Origin of the sequence: Staphylococcus simiae (assembly GCF_002902085.1) — a bacterium.
Lineage (GTDB): Bacteria > Bacillota > Bacilli > Staphylococcales > Staphylococcaceae > Staphylococcus > Staphylococcus simiae.
Genome location: NZ_PPQR01000134.1, coordinates 79,665 through 100,586 on the forward strand (window position 1 = coordinate 79,665; position 20,922 = coordinate 100,586).

Here is a 20,922-nt window from a genome sequence, read left to right on the forward strand (position 1 = left end):
CGTTTTATCTTTAATAAACATTCCATATGTAATCAATGGTGTTCTATTAAAATCATCTATAATAGCCATGTAATTTTGTTCACTACCATAACCAGCATCAGCGACAATATACTCAGGTAAATAACCGTAGGTCTCTTCAGATCTATGGATTTTCGCCATGCCACGAAATCAGTCATATGTTAGCTAGTTAAACGAACACTGAAATGATAAAAAAGTAAATTAGATGTTTTTTCTAACTTTGCAACAGAACCGAACCGTGAATTACAAAAAAATAAAAAAGTTAAGATTTAACTGTTGACTACATACCCTATAGGGGTATATAGTGGTGTTAAAGATTTAACAAGGAAAGAGGTAGTGATTTTGGAAGCCTTAAAAGAAAGAGATGCATTATTAAATAGATTGAAACGTTTAGAAGGTCAAGTCAGAGGACTACAATCAATGGTTAGAGAAGATAGATATTGTATAGATATATTGACACAAATCGCAGCAATCCAAGCTGCACTAAAGCAAGTGGGATTTAAAATCACTGAAAAACATATTTCACATTGTGTTAGTGATGCGATACAAAGAAATGAAGGACAAGAAAGTATTGAAGAATTAATGGCTGTTTTAAAACAATTCTCTAAGTAAGGTGAATATAATTGGAAAATAAAACAAATAAAGAAACAATTAGTATTACAGGTATGACATGTGCAGCATGTGCTAATCGTATTGAAAAAAATTTAAATAAACTAGATGGCGTAAATGCAAATGTCAATGTATCAACGGAAAAAGCGACGGTTGAATATAATCCAGAAACTACGAATATAAAAGATATTACAAAAAGTATTGAAAATACAGGTTACGGTGTTTTAAATGAAAAGGTTGAATTAGACGTTATCGGTATGACATGTGCGGCATGTTCAAATCGTATTGAGAAGACATTAAACCGTATGGATGGTGTTCAAAATGCCATGGTTAATTTGACAACAGAAAAAGCGACGGTTGAATATAATCCTAACGCAATAGGGGTAGAAGATTTAATCAAAAAAACCCAATCTATTGGCTATGACGCACAAATAAATAAAGGTTCTTCTGAGAAAAAATCTCAAAAAGAGCAAGAATTGAAAAAACAATTGTTCAAACTTATTGCGTCTGCCATATTATCAGCGCCATTACTAATAACAATGTTTGTACATTTGTTTGGGCTAAAGATACCAAATATATTCATGGCACCTTGGTTTCAATTTATTCTAGCAACACCTATTCAATTTATTATAGGATGGCAATTTTATAAAGGTGCATATAAGAATTTACGAAATGGTTCGGCTAATATGGATGTCTTAGTTGCTCTTGGTACAAGTGCTGCTTACTTCTATAGTGTTTATGAATCTATAAAATGGCTAAATAATCTAAATTATATGCCTCATTTATATTTTGAAACAAGTGCGGTACTTATCACATTGATTCTATTTGGTAAATATTTAGAAGCACGTGCTAAATCTCAAACAACGAATGCACTTAGTAAATTATTAAATTTACAAGCTAAAGAAGCGCGTGTATTAAAAGATGGTAAGGAAATTATGATTCCTTTAAGCGATGTCAATAAAGGCGACATTTTGATTGTTAAACCAGGTGAGAAAATTCCAGTAGATGGCAAGATTATTAAAGGAATGACATCTATAGACGAATCTATGTTAACTGGAGAATCTATTCCTGTCGAAAAAACTAAGGATGATAGTGTTATAGGTTCAACTATTAATAAAAATGGTTTAATCACGGTTGAAGCTACTAAAGTAGGTAAAGATACGGCGCTTGCATCTATAGTTAAAGTTGTTGAAGAAGCTCAAGGATCCAAAGCACCTATCCAACGATTAGCTGATATTATTTCAGGCTACTTTGTCCCTGTAGTTGTGGGCATCGCTCTACTGACTTTTGTTATATGGATAACATTGGTTCAACCTGGAGACTTTGAAACTGCTTTAGTAGCAGCAATTTCTGTTTTAGTGATTGCTTGTCCATGTGCATTAGGTTTAGCAACACCAACTTCGATTATGGTTGGTACAGGTAAAGCAGCTGAAAGCGGCATACTCTTCAAAGGTGGAGAGCATATTGAAAATACACATGCGATAGATACAGTTGTTCTTGATAAAACAGGAACAATAACAAACGGGAAACCAGAAGTTACTAATTTCTCTGGCGATGATTTAACTTTACAATTGTTAGCAAGTGCTGAAAAAGGTTCAGAGCATCCTTTAGCTGATGCAATTGTTAAATATGCTCAAGGTAAAAATTTAGAATTCCTAGAAGTCGATGAATTTCAATCTATACCAGGACGCGGAATTAAAGCAATCATTGATGAACACGTTCTTTTAGTAGGTAATAGAAAATTAATGGAAGATAATGACATAGTTATTGGCAAAGCAGAAAATGAATTGTCTCAGCAAGAGAAAGATGGAAAAACAGGAATGTTAATTTCTGTAGATAATGTCATTAAAGGTACTATTGCGGTAGCAGATACTGTTAAAACATCTGCCAAAGAAGCTATTCAACAACTTCATGACTTAAATATTGAAGTAGTAATGTTAACTGGAGATAACAAAATTACTGCGCAAGCTATAGCTGAGCAAGTAGGTATCGATACTATTATTGCTGAGGTCTTACCGGAAGAAAAAGCTTCTAAAGTTGAAGAACTTCAACAACAAGGCAAAAAAGTGGCAATGGTTGGAGATGGTGTGAATGATGCACCAGCCCTTGTCAAATCAGATATTGGTATTGCCATTGGTACAGGTACAGAAGTGGCTATCGAAGCAGCAGATGTAACGATTTTAGGTGGAGACCTTTTATTAATTCCAAAAGCTATTAAAGCAAGTAAATTAACAATTAGAAATATAAGACAAAATCTATTCTGGGCATTTGGTTATAATATTGCTGGTATTCCAGTAGCAGCTTTAGGGCTATTAGCACCTTGGGTTGCTGGTGCAGCTATGGCTTTAAGTTCCGTAAGTGTTGTAACAAATGCGTTAAGATTAAAAAGAATGAAATTATAAATACGTATAATTTTAGTGAAGGGAGGTGAAATTGATGGAAAAAGATGTCATAAAAGTTTTAGGTATGAGTTGTGGTCATTGTAAATCTTCTGTTGAAAGCGCCCTTAATGAATTAAATGGTGTTGATTCTGCAGATGTGGATTTAGCTAAAAGTGAAGTTTCAGTACAATTTGATTCTAATAAAGTCGGTTTTAACGACTTCAAAGAAGCTATTGAGAATCAAGGATATGAAGTTGAAATGTAAGTATAAAAAAGACGCATCTAAAGGTGCGTCTTTACTTTAAATTAATTATAATAGCTAGCAAATTTTTAACTTTAAAAGCTGTTATATCTTCAAAATTGATAAATGCGTTTATAAACCAACTTAAATTATAATCAAAATTTTGATAACAATTTAGAAAAGCAAATGTTAAACATACATTTGAAACACAATTTTAAGGAAGGAGAATATGTAATGGATAAAAAGCATCAAATGCATATGAATCATAGTGAACATGAGCATCATGAAAATCACTCAGGCCATGACCACCATGGGAATCACTCAGGCCATGAGCATCATGGAAATCACTCAGGTCATGACCATCATCATCATGGCAATTTCAAACAAAAGTTCTTTGTATCATTAATCTTTGCCATACCGATCATTATCTTATCTCCAATGATGGGCTTAAGATTACCGTTCCAATTTACATTTCCGGGTTCAGATTGGATTGTATTAATTTTGGCTACAATTTTATTCTTTTACGGTGGTAAACCGTTCTTATCTGGTGCAAAAGATGAAGTAGCATCGAAAAAACCAGGTATGATGACACTCGTAGCTCTTGGTATTACTGTAGCTTATATTTATAGTCTCTATGCATTCTATTTAAATCACTTTACAGCAACTTCTCAACACACGATGGATTTCTTCTGGGAATTAGCAACATTAATTTTAATCATGTTACTTGGTCACTGGATTGAAATGAATGCTGTAGGTAATGCTAGTAATGCATTGCAAAAAATGGCTGAGCTATTACCCAATACAGCTACTAAAATCACTCAAGATAGTCAGCGTGAAACAGTAAAAATTGCTGATATTCATGTTGATGATGTTGTTGAAGTTAAAACAGGTGAAAGTATACCAACTGATGGTGTCATTATCAAAGGTGATACTGCAGTCGATGAGTCACTAGTTACAGGAGAATCTAAACAAGTTCCTAAAGGTATAGATGATAAAGTAATCGCTGGTTCTATTAATGGTGCAGGTAGTATTCAAATTAAAGTAACAGCAACAGGTGAAGAAAGCTACCTATCACAAGTGATGGATTTAATTAGCCAAGCACAAAATGACAAATCTCAAGCAGAACTATTATCAGATAGAGTTGCAGGTTATTTATTCTACTTTGCTGTAACAGTTGGTATTATAGCATTTATCACATGGATGCTGATTACTCATAGCGTAGACTTTGCGTTAGAACGTTTAGTTACAGTATTAGTCATTGCCTGCCCACATGCATTAGGTTTAGCTATTCCATTAGTTACAGCACGATCAACTTCTTTAGGTGCACAAAATGGATTAATCATTAAAAATAGAGAAGCTGTTGAACTTGCACAACATATTGATTATGTGATGATGGATAAAACAGGTACACTGACTGAAGGTAATTTCTCAGTTAATCATGTTGAAAGTTATTCAAATCAATATACAAACAATGAAATTTTAGGACTATTTGCTTCTTTAGAAGGTCATTCAAATCACCCATTAGCACTTAGCATTAATAACTATGCAGAACAACAACAAATTAGCGTGCCTCAATCACAAGATGTACAAACTATTTCTGGTGTAGGACTCGAAGGACACATTAACAATCAAAAATTCACGATTGCGAACGTATCTTACTTAGACCAGCACGATATGTCTTATGATCAAAGTCAATTTGAGCAACTTGCACAACAAGGTAATTCCATTAGTTATTTAATTGCTGATCAAACAGTATTAGGTATTATTGCTCAGGGAGATCAAATTAAAGAAAGTTCTAAACAAATGGTATCTGACCTGAAAGAACGTGGTATCGAGCCGGTAATGCTTACTGGTGATAATAAAGCTGTTGCCAAAGCTGTGGCTAAAGAGCTTGGTATTTCACACGTTCATGCACAATTGATGCCTGAAGATAAAGAACAAATAATTAAAGATTATCAAGCAAAAGGACATAAAGTTATGATGGTTGGTGATGGTATAAACGACGCACCAAGTCTTGTCCGAGCAGATATTGGATTAGCAATTGGTGCTGGTACTGATGTAGCCGTAGAATCTGGTGATATTATACTAGTTAAAAGTAACCCAGCTGATATTATTCATTTCTTTACACTTTCTAAAAATACAATGCGTAAAATGATACAAAACTTATGGTGGGGTGCTGGTTATAACATTGTAGCTGTACCTTTAGCTGCTGGCATATTAGCTTCTATAGGACTAATACTTTCACCAGCAATTGGTGCCGTTTTAATGTCTTTAAGTACAGTGATAGTAGCAATCAATGCATTTACATTAAAATTAAAATAATAATTGATACTAATACAATGTATAATAATGATGAATATATTCATAAATTAACAACTCAATAAAACTATTTTTCTAGGTTACTACATCCCTTATTTTTATAAGTGATAAGTAACCTATTTTTGTGTGCTTATTTTTAAAAGTTCTTTTCTGGCTATCGATTCTAAAAAAACGTTAATTAATATGGTTCTCTGTCAAATTGGACTAATACATAATTATTTTAAATGGTCTCGCTATACCCAACTGGCACATTATTGTATAAATTCTTTCCAGAAATTTTTCATTTGGTAGTCTCTCTTATTTTATTCAAATTTTTCTATAAAAAATATATATCATACTTTTTGTAAAATAATCATAATATATATATTACTTGGAAGTTCATTATCATAAGTTGGATATATTGATTCTCTGATTTCTAACTGTTGAGTTCGGTTACTAATAGTGTTAATTATAGACAATGAATTAGTAAAATTTTCTTAATTAAGTTGTAGCTGATTTTGTTAAGTTTATCAATTTTGTTTGTTGGATTGTAATTCATTATAATTCTTATCTATAAATACAAGTGTAATTGTGAATATACAAACAATTAAAGAACACCTATACTAGCAAAAAATGTTTTCAATTTATTATCCCCATTCTTTTTATATTTGATTTATATTATAATTTTAGTTTATTTTGCTACGCTTTTCTACTTAAATTTTAAATTATGTTAAATTGACTATGACATAAATTTTTAAAATTAGATGATTCAGAGTGAGGGGAATATAAATGGGAGAAATAGAAAAAATCCATTAATTGAAAAAATCAATGAAGGTTTAGTGGATAAAACAGGAGCAAAACCTAAATTACCGACGACTATTATAGATTTAAATCAAGAGACTTTAGAGGTGTATAGAATTCCTCTAAAGTTTCTATACTATAACGATAGAAATGGGAGAATTGCTTCTGTAATATCTAGAGTAAGCAACGATATAAAAGTTGCTTATGAATTTGAAGATAATAATTATAATAAAAGTATTGAAATATGATTTATGAGGCAAAGGTGGATTTTATAATCAACTTAGCCACCTACGCTTTTCTATATTTATTGTTAAAATAATTTAAAAAAGAGCACATTTTTAAATCAATGTGCTTTTAAAAATAGTAACTTCTGTATTATGCTTTAATTTCTACAGGTTCATCAAAGTTATTTTCTATAATTCTTGCTAAATCTTTACCGAGTGGCCCTTTAATTGTGAATGTTCTTTTAAAATAAGATCCTAAAATCCCAAGACCTGCTACTGCAAGTAGAATACTACCTCCAGACATAGCAGTTAATCCAATCAAGGAACCTAACGCAACTTTCCCTATTTGTTTAAAAGGTTTTTTATCAAATATCACTGTTAGACCAATGATATTAGGTGTTTTTGTCTCTCCAATAATAATTAAATAATTACTTTTATGACTCTTAAAATGATACGTTGTTATCTGCGCATTATCTTTAAATACTTTTAATAGTTCACGCTCATGGCTACTTGATTTTTTAAGGATTTCATCTTCTTTAAGGACTTCAACATCCTTACTGAACTGGTATTTTTTATTTAAAGCAAGTGTTTTTAGTTCATTTTCAAAATCATTTAAAGATTTCGTTTCATAATATACAAATTCCATTTATTTCACTCCCTGTTATTTTTCCCATTTGTTCGTTTCGTTATTATAAGTGAATCCTCTCTCTTGTAATAAAGATTTAGCTGCAATATAAGTGTCATAATCCCCATCATCTTTCTTTTGTATCTCATATATTTCCATCAAATCCTGATTAGAACTATCACTTAAAGCATCTCTCATCAAACCTCTATCGCCTGTTGTTTCCCAAATCGCACCGATGGCTGCGCCAACAGTCGCAACTGAATAATATGCTGCTGCACCGACACCTTTTCCAATACCTTTGCCTATTGTTTTTATGATGTTACTCATAATTCCCATTCCTTTCATTATTATTAATGTTATTTATTAAATATTGTATGTTATGTCCACTTTTGAACCTGTTGTTTTAAATAGGTTGTTTGTAATAAAAGTAATTCATCAATCACTTGTTCCTTCAAATCAGGGGGTGAAATGATACGTATATTGGATCGATACATAAAACAGAGTTGAATCGCTTCGATCCTTGTCATCTTAAAAGTGACGATAAGATAATGCGCATCATATTTTTCTATCACATGAATTTGATAATATCGATGCATTTTTAGCCACACATCTTTAGCAATTTCAAACGTGATATAGGTTTGTACGTTTGATTTTTCTTGTGTGTCCACAGGTTTTTCAGACAAACTCAGATTCATTTGATTAATATCATCGATATAAAGTTCATCGTCCATTCGATATACTAAGTGAAATGCATACATTTGATAGTACATCGATAAAGGTAATAATAGTTTTTGATTGTATTGAAGATATTTATTTTCGTTCATTGCGCGAACAACTAATGATGTTGGTGAAATACTTGTTTGATTTTTATCAATTTCAAAGTGCTCAAGATATTTTAATAATGTAGTTCGATGATCTGAATGGTGTTTGATGATTAATAATTTAAGATATTGATAAAAATGATGACTTAATTTTGGTGTGATAAGGTACAAAGCAGTCAAAATGTCATACATAAAATACATATTTTCATGCTTATCTTGTTCGAGCTTATAGCTTTCTGATTTATAATCGTACGTAATTTCTTTGGGTGTACTGATCCATGATTTACTTTCATATAAGAAGTTTCTAATATCGTCGATATCTCTTTGTATTGTCCTAGGACTGGTATCGAGTTCTAATGTGAGTGATTGTTTGTTGACGGATTTATTTTGTAGTAAACGATTGTATATCGTAAGTATTCGGAATGCACGATCCAATATGTCACCTCCTTTAAGTTATATATTACAAAATAGGTTTGTCACAATAAGTCAATCCTCGTATATTTATTAAAAGTTGTGAAAAATATTTTTTAGATAAAAACATTGATATAAAGGCTTTTTATAAATATTGAAAAGTGACAAAATAACGGTAATGACAAAATACGGCTATACCTCTATCTTTAAATCATGTTGTCTAATGGAATAGGTGTTACTATCTGAGAAAATAATATGGTCATAAAATAAAATGCCCATCATTTCACTGATGAGCATTAATCGCTTGGTTACATTGATATCTTCAGGAGAGGGTGTTACATCTCCACTTGGATGATTATGACCGAGCATTATACTATTTGCGTTACTGAGTATCGCTGTTTTGAATATTTCTCTAGGGTGAATCACTGTTTGGTTAATAGATCCAATCGATAGTGTTTGAATATGTGTAGGTTCATTCTTACTGTTCATACATATGAGAATGAGATGTTCACGATCGCTATTGCCAATGAAAGACTGCATTATTTCAGCAGCATCCTCAGGCGTTGAAATACGTTTTTTGAGGTAATCCAATGTATCAATTTTTATCATTTGTAGGGAAACAATATTAATGGCTTTCATTTTTCATTCCCCTCTATCATGTCTATAATATCTTCATTAATCATAGACAATATATTATCGTCATCCATATACATAAGATAAAGCTGGTTTAATTTGTAAGTGTCATTGATGTCATAATAATGTGCGATGAATCCTTTAAATATATCTTCATCATGTTGCGTATTAAGAAATGCTTTAATCATTTGCCAATTTTCTTTTACCATTATTTATACTCCTTACTATTTATAGTAATTTTAATTGCCATTTTTTACGTGCTTTCGGATTAAGGGGATGCATAATTTCATTGGTCACTGGATTGATAAGTTGCTTCACTTTCTTCTTATGAGGTTTTAACATGTCTAACACTTCGCTCACACGTAAATCAATGATAGGACGTTTTGCGTATGCACCCCAAGCCAGTATCACTTCATCTGATTCTTTAATAGCCTTCATAATATGAATATCTGTATGCTTATCATAACCATTTTCCAAATGTTTGAGATTAATAGGTGTTGTGATATTAGAATATAAGTTAACAAAATGAATAGATCCAAAATCTTTCATTTGAGAAATTGTATTGATGACTAATTGTGTTGTTAGGTCAATATTGAGCATCCCATCATAATGAGGATACATCGTAATAATCGTTATTTTTTGTTTATCACTATCCCATGTTTTGGTAAGTAAATAACGATGTTGGTTATCGTCACTGAAAATAGCTTCAGTGACTAATGTATTTTTGATTGTTTGCATAATTGAGGCCTCCTAATTAGTATTCTTCAGGTAATAACATGACATAATAAGAAAGGTCTACGTCATCTTCACGAATAACGTAGACCTTATCAATCATCATAGTTTTGGAATAGTTTGCTTTATGCACTTTGATATATTCAGGACATTCTTGTTTGTGTTCGATATACAATTGATGATGGTGTATATCAAACTCAAAAATATGGAAGTAGTCACTTTTTTGAGCTTCTTTGTTTTGTTCTTTTTCTCGTTGATGAACTAATGACCATAGTTGGCGTTGCATTGAGCCAGGTAAGTGAGAGGCAATACCTCGTGTAATATAGTGTGTCATTATGATTTCTCCTTTTCTATTTCTTTCATTATTGAGATGATTTCAGTAATAACTGTAACGCTCACTTGCGCAATACGTATCCAAGTATTCATATTGACGACTCTCCTTTAGGTAGTAAGTAGCGTTGGTCCAAAAGAAGTATATGTGTGTTATGAAGATACAAAAAGTCCATTTCATGATTTTCATCAATATAACCAATAGCGACAAGTTGGTCTCTATAGTAGAGAATGAAGGGATAGATATGTTTTGTGTGAAGCATATCAGAATAATAGGTGTGTATGTGCAATATCTTTTCACTGAGCGGGCTATGTCTCGTGTATTGTTCAGGTAGAATATCATCAGCTATCTCATCTACAACTTCACATTCCCATACTTCTGTTTGCGGCAAATCAAATAGTTGTGTGATATAGCCTTTGAGTTGTTGTTCTAATGTCATCATCATGACCTCCTATTGTAATAATTTGATGCATCATCATGTGGCATCATTGTAATAATATATATTTGTAATCATTTTTAGCACATTTATATCAATCCCATTGGTATAGAAGAATAATCCCGTTGAGGAACCTTTCTGATTATTGTTATTATGAGGAAATCCCAATATCCCATTATTTTTTCTAGAAATATGCATAAATATTAATGGTTAGTATAGAAATAGGTAGTATATTTATAATTATTTATATATTATTATTATTTATAAATAATAATGGGATTTTGGGATTACGCTTGCGTAATCCTTTGGTTACATAGGATTAGCAGATCCCATTTCAGTACCGACGATTTTTTATTTTGGGATGTTCTTTTGTCATATTAATATGAATAGTTGGAATAGAAAGAATGGGTAATAAAAAGTGAGTGTATAAATAAAATGAGTGAGTAATTAAAGAGAAATATTGAATGACAAAAGGACAAGTCAGACAATTAAAATTGAAAGTATAGTGTATTAGATAAAAATATAGGCGAAGTGCAGAGAAGCACTTCGCCTATAGGTTGGTTATTAAAAAGTTGATTGATGATATCATTATTCAGCTTGAGAGTAACATAGAATTGCTTTTTAGATTGATTGCTTTTTCTAATATCAATATGGTCAATAACAGTAAGATATAATCTTTTGAGTTGTGATTTCTCCATAGTTCCTATATTTTTGAATATATGTTGAAGGATAGAAGCAATTTTATTAGTATCAAAAGTTGAAATCTCTTTCGTTTGTTCATGTTTGAGTTGATTCATTTGTTCTGTAATTGTCTTTAATTGACCTTCATATTGGTTTATTGTTTCTTCAAGTATAGATGTTATATCTGGATTATCTTCAATTGCTTTGATTAAGTTAGTTTGCTTGGTACGTATTTCATCAAACTGTTGTTGTTTATAGGCAATATCATGATTCAATGCTGCTTTATCAACTTGTGGCGTTTGATTGATACGTTCGACAACTTGTTTAATTATTTTATCCTTTTGGACTATTTCCAGTAGTTTTTGCATAACATAGTCTTCTATTACATCTGCTCTAACACTATTGGCAGAACACACTTTGGATCCTTTATTACGAAAATTACTGCAAGAATAATAGCGAATACGCTTTTTAGTACCATCTTTCAGTGTATTAGTTGTATTACTAGCAGCCATAGGAGCTCCACATTGTGGACATCGAATAATACCAGTTAGTAAATTTGTTCCTTTACCGTGGACTTGAGGTTTTTTACTCACTTGTTTTTTTCTATATTGAACTTTCTCCCAAAGTTCGTGGCTAATAATAGCAGAGTGCTTACCTTCAGCAATAATGGGTTTATCATTAAGTCCTTTACGACGTTTTTCATTCCAATCTTTGTATTTCGCAAACCTAATTTTACCAATATAGAATGGATTAGTAAGTATATAAGTAATAGCATTAATACTAAAAGGTTTTCCTTTCTTAGTCACATAACCTTTGTGGTTCAAAGCATTCGCTATTTTACGATAGCCATGTCCTTTAGCATAGGATTCAAATATATATTTGACAATATTAGCTTCATGTTGATTAATCATGAGTTCATGTTTACTATCAGGAACTTTATCATATCCTAGAGGTAGATTTCCTTGATAATAACCTTCTTGAGCACGTCGTGTTTGCCCCATAAAGACATTTTCTACAATATTATTTCTTTCAAATTCTGAAAAAGATGCTAAGATTTGAAGCATAAGTTTACCACTACTCGTATTCACTTCCATACGTTCAGATAGACTGAAAAACTCAACGTTTAGTCGATGTAAATCTTCAACTATTTTCAACAAATCAGAAGTATTTCTAGCAAGTCGATTGGTTTTGTAAACCATAATACAGTCCAAATTACCATCTTTCGCATCTTTCAACATGCGTTGTAATTCAGGACGGTTCATAGATTTTCCAGAAATACCTCGATCGGCATATACATCTGCTACGACAAAATTATTAAAATGACAATACTCTTTAATTTGACTGATTTGCCCTTCAATACTGTAACCTTCGTTACTTTGCATCTCTGTAGATACACGTACATAAATACCAACACGTTTTTGTTTATATTGCATGAGATGTCATCCTTTCTTATTCAAGATGTTGAGTATTATTTATTTTGATTGACGATATTTAGCGGCTCATTTTTAAAGTAAATACCAATAACTTGTTTCATTTGATTAATATGGATTTCCTCAATATAAGGATATAATGTATTCAATGTAAAATATTGAGTAATCACATTTTTGAAAGCCTCTTGTAGCTGAGTATCGTTTATTTTTGATATTTTTTTATTTTCTTGGGAAATTGTTGATGTCTGTTTTCTAAAAGTATCAATGTCGATAGCACCTTGGGCTAACTTATCTATCAATTGTGCTTGAGTCATTTTACTTTTAGTAGATTTTTGTTGGTTATTTTTGAGTTTTGTTCTAATAGCGTCTTGTAACATTTGATAGACATGTTTATTTTGAAAGAAGTTTCTACAAATATTCAGTACTTCTATTTCAAGGTCTTTAGCATTGATGGTCGTGAATGGACAGCAATGTTGAGCTTGATTCATATTTTTAGGACAAACATAATAACGTAATGAATGATTTCTTTTTCTTATCGTCAAATTTGTGAGAACTGAATCACAAAATGGACATTTTATTTTTTGTTTTAGCTGATTATTTGATGGTTCACACTTGAGTTGCTTATTAGTCCGTATATTTTGAGCTTGTTGATATACAGTAGTACTAATAATAGCTGTAAATATATTGTCAAATTGTCCATATTGATTGATGACACGACCACAATAATTAGGATTGATGATGATATTTCGAACTTGATAAGGCTTTCTGTCGATAAGGTAATGATTTTCTTCTAAGAATTGAGCAATCTTTTTATAGCCAAAGCCTTGAATATAGTAGTCGAATACAGCTTTGACAGTCAGTGCTTCTTTTTTATTGATTGTAAAAGTACCATTATGATAGCGATAGCCAAAAGGGGCATGTGTCGTAATCAGTTTACCTTGTTTGGCTTTTTCTCTGAGACCATTTTTGACCTGTTCTCCAATATTATCGGATTCAAGCTCTGCCAAACTTATAAAAACGTTGAGCTTAAGACGATCAAATGATTGATTCATATTGAAGAATCCATCGTATACACTGAGTATATGAACGTGATGTTTTTGACATAATTTTACAAGTTTTAAAGCATTTTTTAGATTTCGATGTAATCGATTTAAGCGATAACAACATAGTACGTTACATTGTTCCTTTTGAATGAGTTCGATCATTTGTTGATATCCACTTCTATCATCATTTCTACCGGATTGTTTATCACTAAAAAAGGTGATGTGTTGAATATGATGTTTTTTAGCTAATAGCTCTATCATATTTTTTTGAGTAGTGAGTGATTGTTGTTTTAATGTACTTTGACGTAAGTAACCAATTGCTTGTGTCAATGTGTTTCCTCCTTTCTTAGTGATAATATATATTTATGAATATATTTGTTGATATATCTAACAAGAGGTATTGAAAATTGTTATTCCCTGTTATCGCGATTGATTTCTTCAATGACCAAATCAGCTAGTAATGTGATTAATTCTTCCATAATTATTCTCCTGTAATTTTTATACTAATTCTGGATATACTGTTATAAAATCAATGTCTAGTTCATCACAGAGCATGTCTAACTCGGGATAATCATCATATTCACCCCAAAAAATAATGTATTGAGGTTGAATTTCTTGATTTTTTATATCACTTATTAACAGCTCATCATCTTCATAGACAACACTAATTTTATAACCATGTGATTGACAGAAATTTTCAACTATATCAATTGGCATAGGGTATTCTAATTCACTTCTTTCATCTGTATTATGATGTGCTAATGCGATTGTATTCATAATTATTTTTCCTCCAGAAATTTAATATTTGTGCTACAACACCTTTGGGTAGGTGTTGTAGCAAATATGAATTTAATTTTATAGTTTTAACTCATCATCATCTTCTGATTCTCTCGTCTTTCTAAGGAAATCTTCTAATAATTTCGATTTCTTTGGTGGAGCAGTGTAAAAAGCTGCTGATGATTCTTGAACAGAACTTAAGTCGAATAAAGATGCGTAGGATTTATCAATTTTCAAGTGATAAAATACAATTGATTGACTACGACCATCAGAATTTTTTACACTTCGTTTAGTCGTTTTTCTATTTCTATCCGAATGTATATATCCTTTCTCTCGTAAAGCATCAATTACATTATTTGTATCTTGAAATTGATTCATTTCGAGCATATTTTTAAATACGTTAGCTAACATCTTCACTTGAATATGGTCATCTTTTAGTTCGATTAGACCATAGTTCTCAATCATATTGGCTAACTTACTGCCTTCAGAAAATTTGCCACGATTTTGTGCAACAAATTGAACAATAATATCAATAGCTTTTTCTGCTAATGATCTTTCTGAGACTGTGTCTTTATGATAATTACATAAATAAGTCTTCATACTATCTATACTCACATTAACATTTAAAGCTTGGCTAAAAATACGTGCTGAAATAATGATGACAGCATAGCGTTTAAACATTCTAATACCTGTATTATTAGTATCAGATATGAGTTCATTTTCAAACCATTGATAGTCACTATTAAATTGTTTAATGATATGTTGCGTATTACTAAGTAAAAATTCAGCAATTTTAGGCATCACATGGCCGTAGTTTTGAGAAACTACGGTTTTGATTGCATCTGAATTTTTTGAGCTAGAAGTAAATACTTCATTTAGCTCAATAGTACGAACACGCAAGCCATCATTTTTTGCGGCATCTTTAAATATACTGTGCTCAGCAGTAGAAATGACTGAAGTTCCCCAGTTATTAGTTGATTTTACGTCACCATTTTTATCAGAACGTTGACGACCTTGACCTTCAGCTATCGAGTATAATAAACCGGTTGAGTCTCTAAAAGTAGCTGATGATAGCTCATCTAAGACTATAGGAACACCAAAGTTATTACCAAGATAACTTTCAAGTGCATTTCTTGTAGCATTCCAGCTTTTGAATAATGTTTCATTACCTTTTGTAGGATTACCTGCTGTTGAAACAGCTAACATTGCAGCTGTTGATTTTCCAGTTGAAGATTGACCAGTAAATGAAAAAATAATACCCGGAAATTCAATTTGATGATGCGTTTTTAGAAATGCTGTAACGATGGAAGAAATTCCAAAAATCGTGGCAAGCTCCATAGGAATATTGCCTTCAACTTCTGTTTTGTACATATTAATCCAGTTATCTAAGGTACCTTTAGGTGCTAAATCATATTTACTGTCACAAATAATTTCATTATCTTGGATAGATGAAGTATTTGAATTAAAGTATGGTTCATCTAGGGAGATAATAATATCTCCGTCTGAGGTAGTTAAGACCCCTACACCTGTATATAACTTAGATAAAGGCAATGATTTTCTCATTGATTGTAATACGTAACTTAAATGTTTAATAAATACTTCATTTATATTGAATCCATATTTAATTAATCCAGTTAGTTTAAAAGATGTTAAGATATCTGCAGTTTCAACTAATTCAAGACCTTGACCATCAGTTATAATCAATTTTTCAAACTTTGTGACAGGGTCTTTGAATCGATTTTTAATATAGATAAAACTTGAGATTTGAAAGTTTTCATATTGGTCTTTAGTATTTTTCACTTTTCGATATTCATACCACCCATCTTCATATAAGGTAAATGGATATTTTTGGAAATAAATTTTACTCATTAGAAGTTGCCTCCTTTATAAAAATTAGAGAGCCTTATATATACGATAGGTTTTTCTGTATTAGGAATTCTTATGATAGGTGCATCACGACCGTTTCTTTCCCATGCGCCAAACATACGACCAGCTTCTCTAATTTCATTAGTATTACAGCCAAATGTTCCAACTTCAGTTACTAAGTCATTATAGGTAAATACTGTTCCAGGCTTTTTGTTTTTAGCAGCTATTTTACAAGCTGTGTATAGTCTTATGATTCTAATAGATTTTTTTCTCATTAAAAATTACCTCTCTTTTATATATTTTTTAAGCTGTTTTTAGTTAGAAGCATTTTTGCGATAAAGTAATGAAGTTCCGTTATATCCAATAATTTCAAAAGGTACTCTGGGTGTATGCTTCACAAAGTATGCAAACCAACGCCCAACATCTTGTTGTATTGCAGTAGAGCATATGAAATGAGCTGCTGAATTAAGATCATTAAATGTAAATTCCTTTCCTTTGGGCAGATTATAGGCTAACCTGATAATTCTTTTTCTCAACTCATAGAAATCATTTTCTTTTTTCTTCATAGTGATTGTCCTCCTGTTATTTTATAAAAATTAATCAAATTCAATTAAACTTAACAGTTAAATGATTGATTGATACAATAATAAAAGAAATAAACTTTCTACACGCGGAACAAAAAATAGGGGAGGGGGGTATAATATGATACCTACTTTAGAAAATATTATAGATGAGTGTGGAAAACTAATTGATATGATTAGAATTGATATTTCACAGCAAGTGTACGAAGATTTGTTATTGTTAAGAAGTTTGAGTGATTTGAATGAACACGAAATGATAGACAGAGCTGAATTTATAAAGCACTATGTAAATAGAGATTTTGATATCTATACAGATGATTCAGAATTTAGAAAAATAAATAAAATTTATCAAGGATTAAATTTTATGACTTATATAAATGCTGAAAATAATAACTTTAAAATTCATCCATTTATAAATGAAGAGCAACTGAAATCTCTATTAGCTATAAAGGAAAGAGATAATTATTTTAGTTACGATTCTTCTGTTACCAATCAACAATTAACAAGCATAAACAAGACACAGAAAAAATTAGTTAAAAATATTGATTTATTATATAAAAAATCAGAAAAAGAATATGTACAGTTTGGAGTAAAAATATCATATACAAAATTGGCAGAGCATTGGAAATACTTGTATAATGAAATTCAGTTTTATAGCGTTACAAATCAATTAATCTGTTACTATGCTTTAGAAAATGAGTATGGATGGGCATTTTTAAATGAATTGTTCTATTTAATAGAATTATATTCAAATGCATTTAGAAGAATAAAAGAGAATAATTTTAAAAATCGATTATATGTGTTTATTCAATCATATTTAGTCTTTTTATTTATAGATATAAAAGTACCGACTGTTAGATTGAGGATTATAAGATATATAGTAGATATATGTGAAAAAGAACAAGATTATCATACAAGAATTAAATTGATAGAAGAACAAGTCAAACAATATAAATATGTAAAAAATCAGATTTATAGATTTCAAAAAGTACTAAATGAAAAATTAGAGAATGTAAACTTATCTATTGAGAAAAATTTGTTAAAAGCTAAAGTTAATTATTATAAAGACTATTATTATCCCAGAGAAAAAACGATACACAAAAATATCGAATATAATGTGTCGTTATTCTTTGAAGCTTTAGACAAACTAAAAAAATAATTTTGTATAACAGACCTATCAAATAAAGATGAATTTAAATAATAAAATGTCAGGATAAAATTATTCTCTTGAATCAAGTGATTATCATGCAAAAAAGTTAAGAAGTTATTAAGAATAATAATGAGTCATCGCGAAAATCGCGCGAAAATCACGCGAAACTCACGTAAAAAAGCTAAGAAGTTATTAAGAATAATAATGAGTCATCGTGAAACTCGCGCGAAAATCACGCGAAACTCGCGCGAAAATCACGCGAAACTCATGTAAAAAAGCTAAAAAGTTGTTAAGAATGATGGTGAGTCGTAGCAAAAATTGCATAAAAATGCTGCGACTATGATAGATAAGATAAAATCAAGCCGGTATTTTGTAATTATAGTTTGGAGGTATTATATTGTTCAGGGAAGATAAACATACGGAATATAAAAAATCACAAAAAGGTTTATCTAATGACATTTGGTCTACATACAGTGCTTTTGCCAATACTGAAGGAGGTACAATATATTTAGGTATAGAAGAAAAAAAGGACGGAGATAAAAAAGTCTTTGTTCCAGTTGGTGTTGAAAATCCAGAAAAAATGGTTGAAGATTTTTGGAATACTCTATATGGAAGAGACAAAATTAGCCAAAATATTTTATCTGATAAAGATGTAAATATTATAAAAATTAAAAATAAAGACTGTATTAGAATTCATATACCAGAAGCACATTATTCGAAAAAACCAGTATATGTAGATAATAAAAAAGATTTAGTATACAAAAGAGTTAACGATGCTGATAGAATAGCGACTCAAGAAGAATATAAGTTTATGATTGTAAATTCCCAAAATGATATAGACACAGAGTTATTAGACAATTATGATATATCTGATTTAAATCAAGAATCTATAGAAGAGTACAGAAAATTATTATTAAAAAGTACTAATGATGAGAGATATGCCCATATGAGTCATTTGGATTTATTGATAGATTTAGGAGCATATAGAAGAGATAGAAGTTCTCGAAACAAACAATATAAAATGACTGTAGCATGTCTATTATTTTTTGGTAAATATAATGCAATTAGTGATAGATTTCCTGGATTTCAATTAGATTATTTTAAAAAAACCAACTATTTGGATACGGATTGGAAAGATAGGGTATCAAGTGGAGATTTAGGTAATGAAGATTTAAATGTCTATAGCTTTTTTGAAAAAGTATTGATGAAATTAACAGATAATATTGAGGAAGCATTTAGTTTAAATGATAATATGACTAGAAAGAATTATGCAAATGATTTAAAAATAGCAATTCGTGAAGCGTTGATTAATACATTAATGCATGCATATTATGATACCAAACAAAGTATTAAAATAGTCAACTGTGAAGATTTTATAGAGTTTTATAATCCGGGAAATATGAGAATTGATAAAGAGGATTTTATTCATGGAGGGCATTCACTGGTTAGAAATAGTATCTTATCAACTCTTTTTAGAAGAGTCGGATATTCAGAAAAAGCTGGTTCAGGAGGCCCTAGGATATTTGATGTAGTGAATAGACATAAGCTCAAAATACCAGAAATACAATCAACAGATATGGATACTAAGGTAGTACTCTGGAAACAAAATTTAATGATAGGATTTGAAAAATATCCTGAATTAGATAAAAAAGTAATAAAATATATTATTGATTATGGATCAATAAGTAAAGCGGAAGCCTTAAAAATACAAGGTATGACAGAATATAAATTTAGAAATATTTTAAAAGTACTACAAGACGATGAATTGATAGAAAAACAAGGTAATAGTCGATCTACTAAATATGTATTAATAGAATCACAAGAGGCAGATATACTAAGAACTAAAAAAGCAATTAAAAATTTAGAGTCATTTTTTAGAAATAAGTGAAGTAAATAAGGTATGAGTATTTTTATAAATGTCTTCATACCTTATTTTTATTGTTGATTTGCAGAAAGAAAAACCTCATCATTAACCGATACGTAGAGTCATATCATAAGTAAAAGTAGGCGAAATGAATGGATAATATAAGATATATTACAGAAATGTCAAATATTGAAGCTAAAAACTTTTTATTAAAATCAGATAGTTATTGTACTATAGATTTACCTAAATACTTTCAATTCGATAAAGTATTGAAAAAAATAGATGAATATTTAGAGGAAATAGATAATAACAACAAATTAGTGAAAAGTAATATAAGTATAAATCATTTAAAACAATCTGATTCTGTTAATTGTAAAATTTTTGCTAATAAGGATGGTCAATTTGATTGGAGACCTTTAGAAATTTTAAATCCTTACATTTATGTTTATTTAGTTAGATATATAACGAAAGAAGATAATTGGAAAAATATAATAGATGTAATAAATAATAACTCTTCTGAAAATATAATAATAACCAGTATACCAATTGAATCATTAGAAACTAAAAAGGATAAAGAAGAACAAATTTTAAACTGGTGGGATAAAGTAGAACAACAATCTATTGAACTAGCATTAAAATATAATTATATTTTAATGCTAGATATTAGTAATTGCTATGGATCAATATATACACATGCAATCGCTTGGGCAATTCACGGTAAAGAAATTGCTAAAAATTCTCAAAATGATAAATCATTAATAGGTAATAATATAGATAAATATATTAGATTAATGCAAAATAATCAAACTAATGGAATACCTCAAGGAAGTATTTTAATGGACTTTATTGCAGAAATTATTTTATCTTATGCTGATAAAAATTTACAAGATAAATTAAAAAAAGTACTATTCAATCCATATAAAATAATTAGATATAGGGATGATTATAGAATTTTTTCTAATTCTAAAG

General features: G+C 30.3%; 21 protein-coding genes and 1 pseudogene. 8 read left to right on the forward strand and 14 right to left on the reverse strand.

The window, feature by feature from the left end:
- Nucleotides 1-122: 122 nt before the first annotated feature.
- The 5 genes and pseudogenes from CD113_RS12140 to CD113_RS12160 form a co-directional block, all read left to right on the forward strand.
- A pseudogene (locus CD113_RS12140) lies at nucleotides 123-191 on the forward strand (IS6 family transposase); the annotation flags it as partial.
- A 169-nt stretch (nucleotides 192-360) separates the two neighbouring features.
- Nucleotides 361-630, forward strand: a complete 270-nt coding sequence (locus tag CD113_RS12145; RefSeq protein WP_002464561.1) for a metal-sensing transcriptional repressor — start codon at nucleotides 361-363, stop codon at nucleotides 628-630.
- An 11-nt stretch (nucleotides 631-641) separates the two neighbouring features.
- Nucleotides 642-3,029 carry a heavy metal translocating P-type ATPase gene (locus CD113_RS12150; RefSeq protein WP_002464562.1) on the forward strand — a complete coding sequence of 796 codons (2,388 nt, stop codon included), beginning with the start codon at nucleotides 642-644 and terminating at the stop codon, nucleotides 3,027-3,029.
- 34 nt (nucleotides 3,030-3,063) lie between these two features.
- Complete coding sequence (gene copZ / locus CD113_RS12155; protein ID WP_002464563.1) at nucleotides 3,064-3,273, forward strand: copper chaperone CopZ; 210 nt, start codon at nucleotides 3,064-3,066, stop codon at nucleotides 3,271-3,273.
- A 228-nt stretch (nucleotides 3,274-3,501) separates the two neighbouring features.
- A complete protein-coding gene (locus CD113_RS12160) occupies nucleotides 3,502-5,571 on the forward strand; it encodes a heavy metal translocating P-type ATPase (protein ID WP_040802194.1) in 2,070 nt (689 codons plus the stop codon).
- A 1,152-nt stretch (nucleotides 5,572-6,723) separates the two neighbouring features.
- Here CD113_RS12160 and CD113_RS12170 read toward each other — a convergent pair.
- The 14 genes from CD113_RS12170 to ssb form a co-directional block, all read right to left on the reverse strand.
- Nucleotides 6,724-7,218: a hypothetical protein gene (locus tag CD113_RS12170; protein WP_002464566.1), complete on the reverse strand. Its 495-nt coding sequence runs from the start codon at nucleotides 7,216-7,218 to the stop codon at nucleotides 6,724-6,726.
- A 15-nt stretch (nucleotides 7,219-7,233) separates the two neighbouring features.
- Nucleotides 7,234-7,524, reverse strand: a complete 291-nt coding sequence (locus tag CD113_RS12175) for a hypothetical protein (RefSeq protein WP_002464567.1) — start codon at nucleotides 7,522-7,524, stop codon at nucleotides 7,234-7,236.
- Between the two features lie 50 nt (nucleotides 7,525-7,574).
- Nucleotides 7,575-8,453: a WYL domain-containing transcriptional regulator gene (locus tag CD113_RS12180; RefSeq protein WP_002464568.1), complete on the reverse strand. Its 879-nt coding sequence runs from the start codon at nucleotides 8,451-8,453 to the stop codon at nucleotides 7,575-7,577.
- Between the two features lie 168 nt (nucleotides 8,454-8,621).
- Complete coding sequence (locus CD113_RS12185; protein ID WP_002464569.1) at nucleotides 8,622-9,068, reverse strand: JAB domain-containing protein; 447 nt, start codon at nucleotides 9,066-9,068, stop codon at nucleotides 8,622-8,624.
- Nucleotides 9,065-9,271, reverse strand: coding sequence for a hypothetical protein (locus CD113_RS12190; protein ID WP_002464570.1), 207 nt, complete (start codon nucleotides 9,269-9,271; stop codon nucleotides 9,065-9,067). Before CD113_RS12190 ends, CD113_RS12185 begins: the two co-directional genes overlap by 4 nt.
- Before the next feature lie 19 nt (nucleotides 9,272-9,290).
- Complete coding sequence (locus tag CD113_RS12195) at nucleotides 9,291-9,800, reverse strand: DUF1643 domain-containing protein (RefSeq protein ID WP_002464571.1); 510 nt, start codon at nucleotides 9,798-9,800, stop codon at nucleotides 9,291-9,293.
- A 16-nt stretch (nucleotides 9,801-9,816) separates the two neighbouring features.
- On the reverse strand, nucleotides 9,817-10,128 hold the full coding sequence (locus CD113_RS12200) for a DUF960 family protein (RefSeq protein ID WP_002464572.1): 312 nt from the start codon (nucleotides 10,126-10,128) through the stop codon (nucleotides 9,817-9,819).
- 88 nt (nucleotides 10,129-10,216) lie between these two features.
- Nucleotides 10,217-10,564 carry an SAUGI family uracil-DNA glycosylase inhibitor gene (locus tag CD113_RS12205; RefSeq protein ID WP_002464574.1) on the reverse strand — a complete coding sequence of 116 codons (348 nt, stop codon included), beginning with the start codon at nucleotides 10,562-10,564 and terminating at the stop codon, nucleotides 10,217-10,219.
- A gap of 485 nt (nucleotides 10,565-11,049) precedes the next feature.
- Nucleotides 11,050-12,675, reverse strand: coding sequence for a cassette chromosome recombinase CcrB (gene ccrB / locus CD113_RS12210; protein ID WP_002464575.1), 1,626 nt, complete (start codon nucleotides 12,673-12,675; stop codon nucleotides 11,050-11,052).
- 35 nt (nucleotides 12,676-12,710) lie between these two features.
- Complete coding sequence (gene ccrA, locus CD113_RS12215) at nucleotides 12,711-14,045, reverse strand: cassette chromosome recombinase CcrA (RefSeq protein WP_002464576.1); 1,335 nt, start codon at nucleotides 14,043-14,045, stop codon at nucleotides 12,711-12,713.
- 168 nt (nucleotides 14,046-14,213) lie between these two features.
- The gene (locus tag CD113_RS12220) at nucleotides 14,214-14,492 is read right to left on the reverse strand and encodes a recombinase family protein (RefSeq protein WP_002464577.1); all 279 of its coding nucleotides are present in this window, start codon (nucleotides 14,490-14,492) and stop codon (nucleotides 14,214-14,216) included.
- 78 nt (nucleotides 14,493-14,570) lie between these two features.
- The gene (gene cch1, locus CD113_RS12225) at nucleotides 14,571-16,361 is read right to left on the reverse strand and encodes a cassette chromosome replicative helicase (protein ID WP_002464578.1); all 1,791 of its coding nucleotides are present in this window, start codon (nucleotides 16,359-16,361) and stop codon (nucleotides 14,571-14,573) included.
- Nucleotides 16,361-16,633, reverse strand: coding sequence for a hypothetical protein (locus CD113_RS12230; protein ID WP_002464579.1), 273 nt, complete (start codon nucleotides 16,631-16,633; stop codon nucleotides 16,361-16,363). Before CD113_RS12230 ends, cch1 begins: the two co-directional genes overlap by 1 nt.
- A gap of 39 nt (nucleotides 16,634-16,672) precedes the next feature.
- Entirely contained in the window at nucleotides 16,673-16,924 is a 252-nt protein-coding gene (gene ssb / locus CD113_RS12235; protein WP_002464580.1) for a cassette chromosome ssDNA-binding protein, read from the reverse strand.
- Between the two features lie 136 nt (nucleotides 16,925-17,060).
- Between ssb and CD113_RS12240 the strand changes: the two genes are divergently transcribed.
- The 3 genes from CD113_RS12240 to CD113_RS12250 form a co-directional block, all read left to right on the forward strand.
- The gene (locus CD113_RS12240) at nucleotides 17,061-18,098 is read left to right on the forward strand and encodes a hypothetical protein (RefSeq protein ID WP_002464581.1); all 1,038 of its coding nucleotides are present in this window, start codon (nucleotides 17,061-17,063) and stop codon (nucleotides 18,096-18,098) included.
- 388 nt (nucleotides 18,099-18,486) lie between these two features.
- The gene (locus CD113_RS12245) at nucleotides 18,487-19,977 is read left to right on the forward strand and encodes an RNA-binding domain-containing protein (protein ID WP_002464582.1); all 1,491 of its coding nucleotides are present in this window, start codon (nucleotides 18,487-18,489) and stop codon (nucleotides 19,975-19,977) included.
- Between the two features lie 128 nt (nucleotides 19,978-20,105).
- The coding region (locus CD113_RS12250; protein WP_142380916.1) for an RNA-directed DNA polymerase at nucleotides 20,106-20,922 on the forward strand (817 nt) is incomplete at its 3' end.

Excerpts from the sequence above, each read along its gene's own strand:
- CD113_RS12240 (WP_002464581.1), top strand. The coding sequence starts at position 17,061 with ATGATACCTACTTTAGAAAATATTATAGATGAGTGTGGAAAACTAATT.
- ccrB (WP_002464575.1), bottom strand. The coding sequence starts at position 12,675 with ATGCAATATAAACAAAAACGTGTTGGTATTTATGTACGTGTATCTACA.
- CD113_RS12200 (WP_002464572.1), bottom strand. The coding sequence starts at position 10,128 with ATGACACACTATATTACACGAGGTATTGCCTCTCACTTACCTGGCTCA.
- CD113_RS12175 (WP_002464567.1), bottom strand. The coding sequence starts at position 7,524 with ATGAGTAACATCATAAAAACAATAGGCAAAGGTATTGGAAAAGGTGTC.
- CD113_RS12195 (WP_002464571.1), bottom strand. The coding sequence starts at position 9,800 with ATGCAAACAATCAAAAATACATTAGTCACTGAAGCTATTTTCAGTGAC.
- CD113_RS12170 (WP_002464566.1), bottom strand. The coding sequence starts at position 7,218 with ATGGAATTTGTATATTATGAAACGAAATCTTTAAATGATTTTGAAAAT.
- CD113_RS12185 (WP_002464569.1), bottom strand. The coding sequence starts at position 9,068 with ATGAAAGCCATTAATATTGTTTCCCTACAAATGATAAAAATTGATACA.
- copZ (WP_002464563.1), top strand. The coding sequence starts at position 3,064 with ATGGAAAAAGATGTCATAAAAGTTTTAGGTATGAGTTGTGGTCATTGT.
- CD113_RS12160 (WP_040802194.1), top strand. The coding sequence starts at position 3,502 with ATGCATATGAATCATAGTGAACATGAGCATCATGAAAATCACTCAGGC.
- cch1 (WP_002464578.1), bottom strand. The coding sequence starts at position 16,361 with ATGAGTAAAATTTATTTCCAAAAATATCCATTTACCTTATATGAAGAT.
- ssb (WP_002464580.1), bottom strand. The coding sequence starts at position 16,924 with ATGAAGAAAAAAGAAAATGATTTCTATGAGTTGAGAAAAAGAATTATC.
- CD113_RS12230 (WP_002464579.1), bottom strand. The coding sequence starts at position 16,633 with ATGAGAAAAAAATCTATTAGAATCATAAGACTATACACAGCTTGTAAA.
- CD113_RS12190 (WP_002464570.1), bottom strand. The coding sequence starts at position 9,271 with ATGGTAAAAGAAAATTGGCAAATGATTAAAGCATTTCTTAATACGCAA.
- CD113_RS12220 (WP_002464577.1), bottom strand. The coding sequence starts at position 14,492 with ATGAATACAATCGCATTAGCACATCATAATACAGATGAAAGAAGTGAA.
- CD113_RS12205 (WP_002464574.1), bottom strand. The coding sequence starts at position 10,564 with ATGACATTAGAACAACAACTCAAAGGCTATATCACACAACTATTTGAT.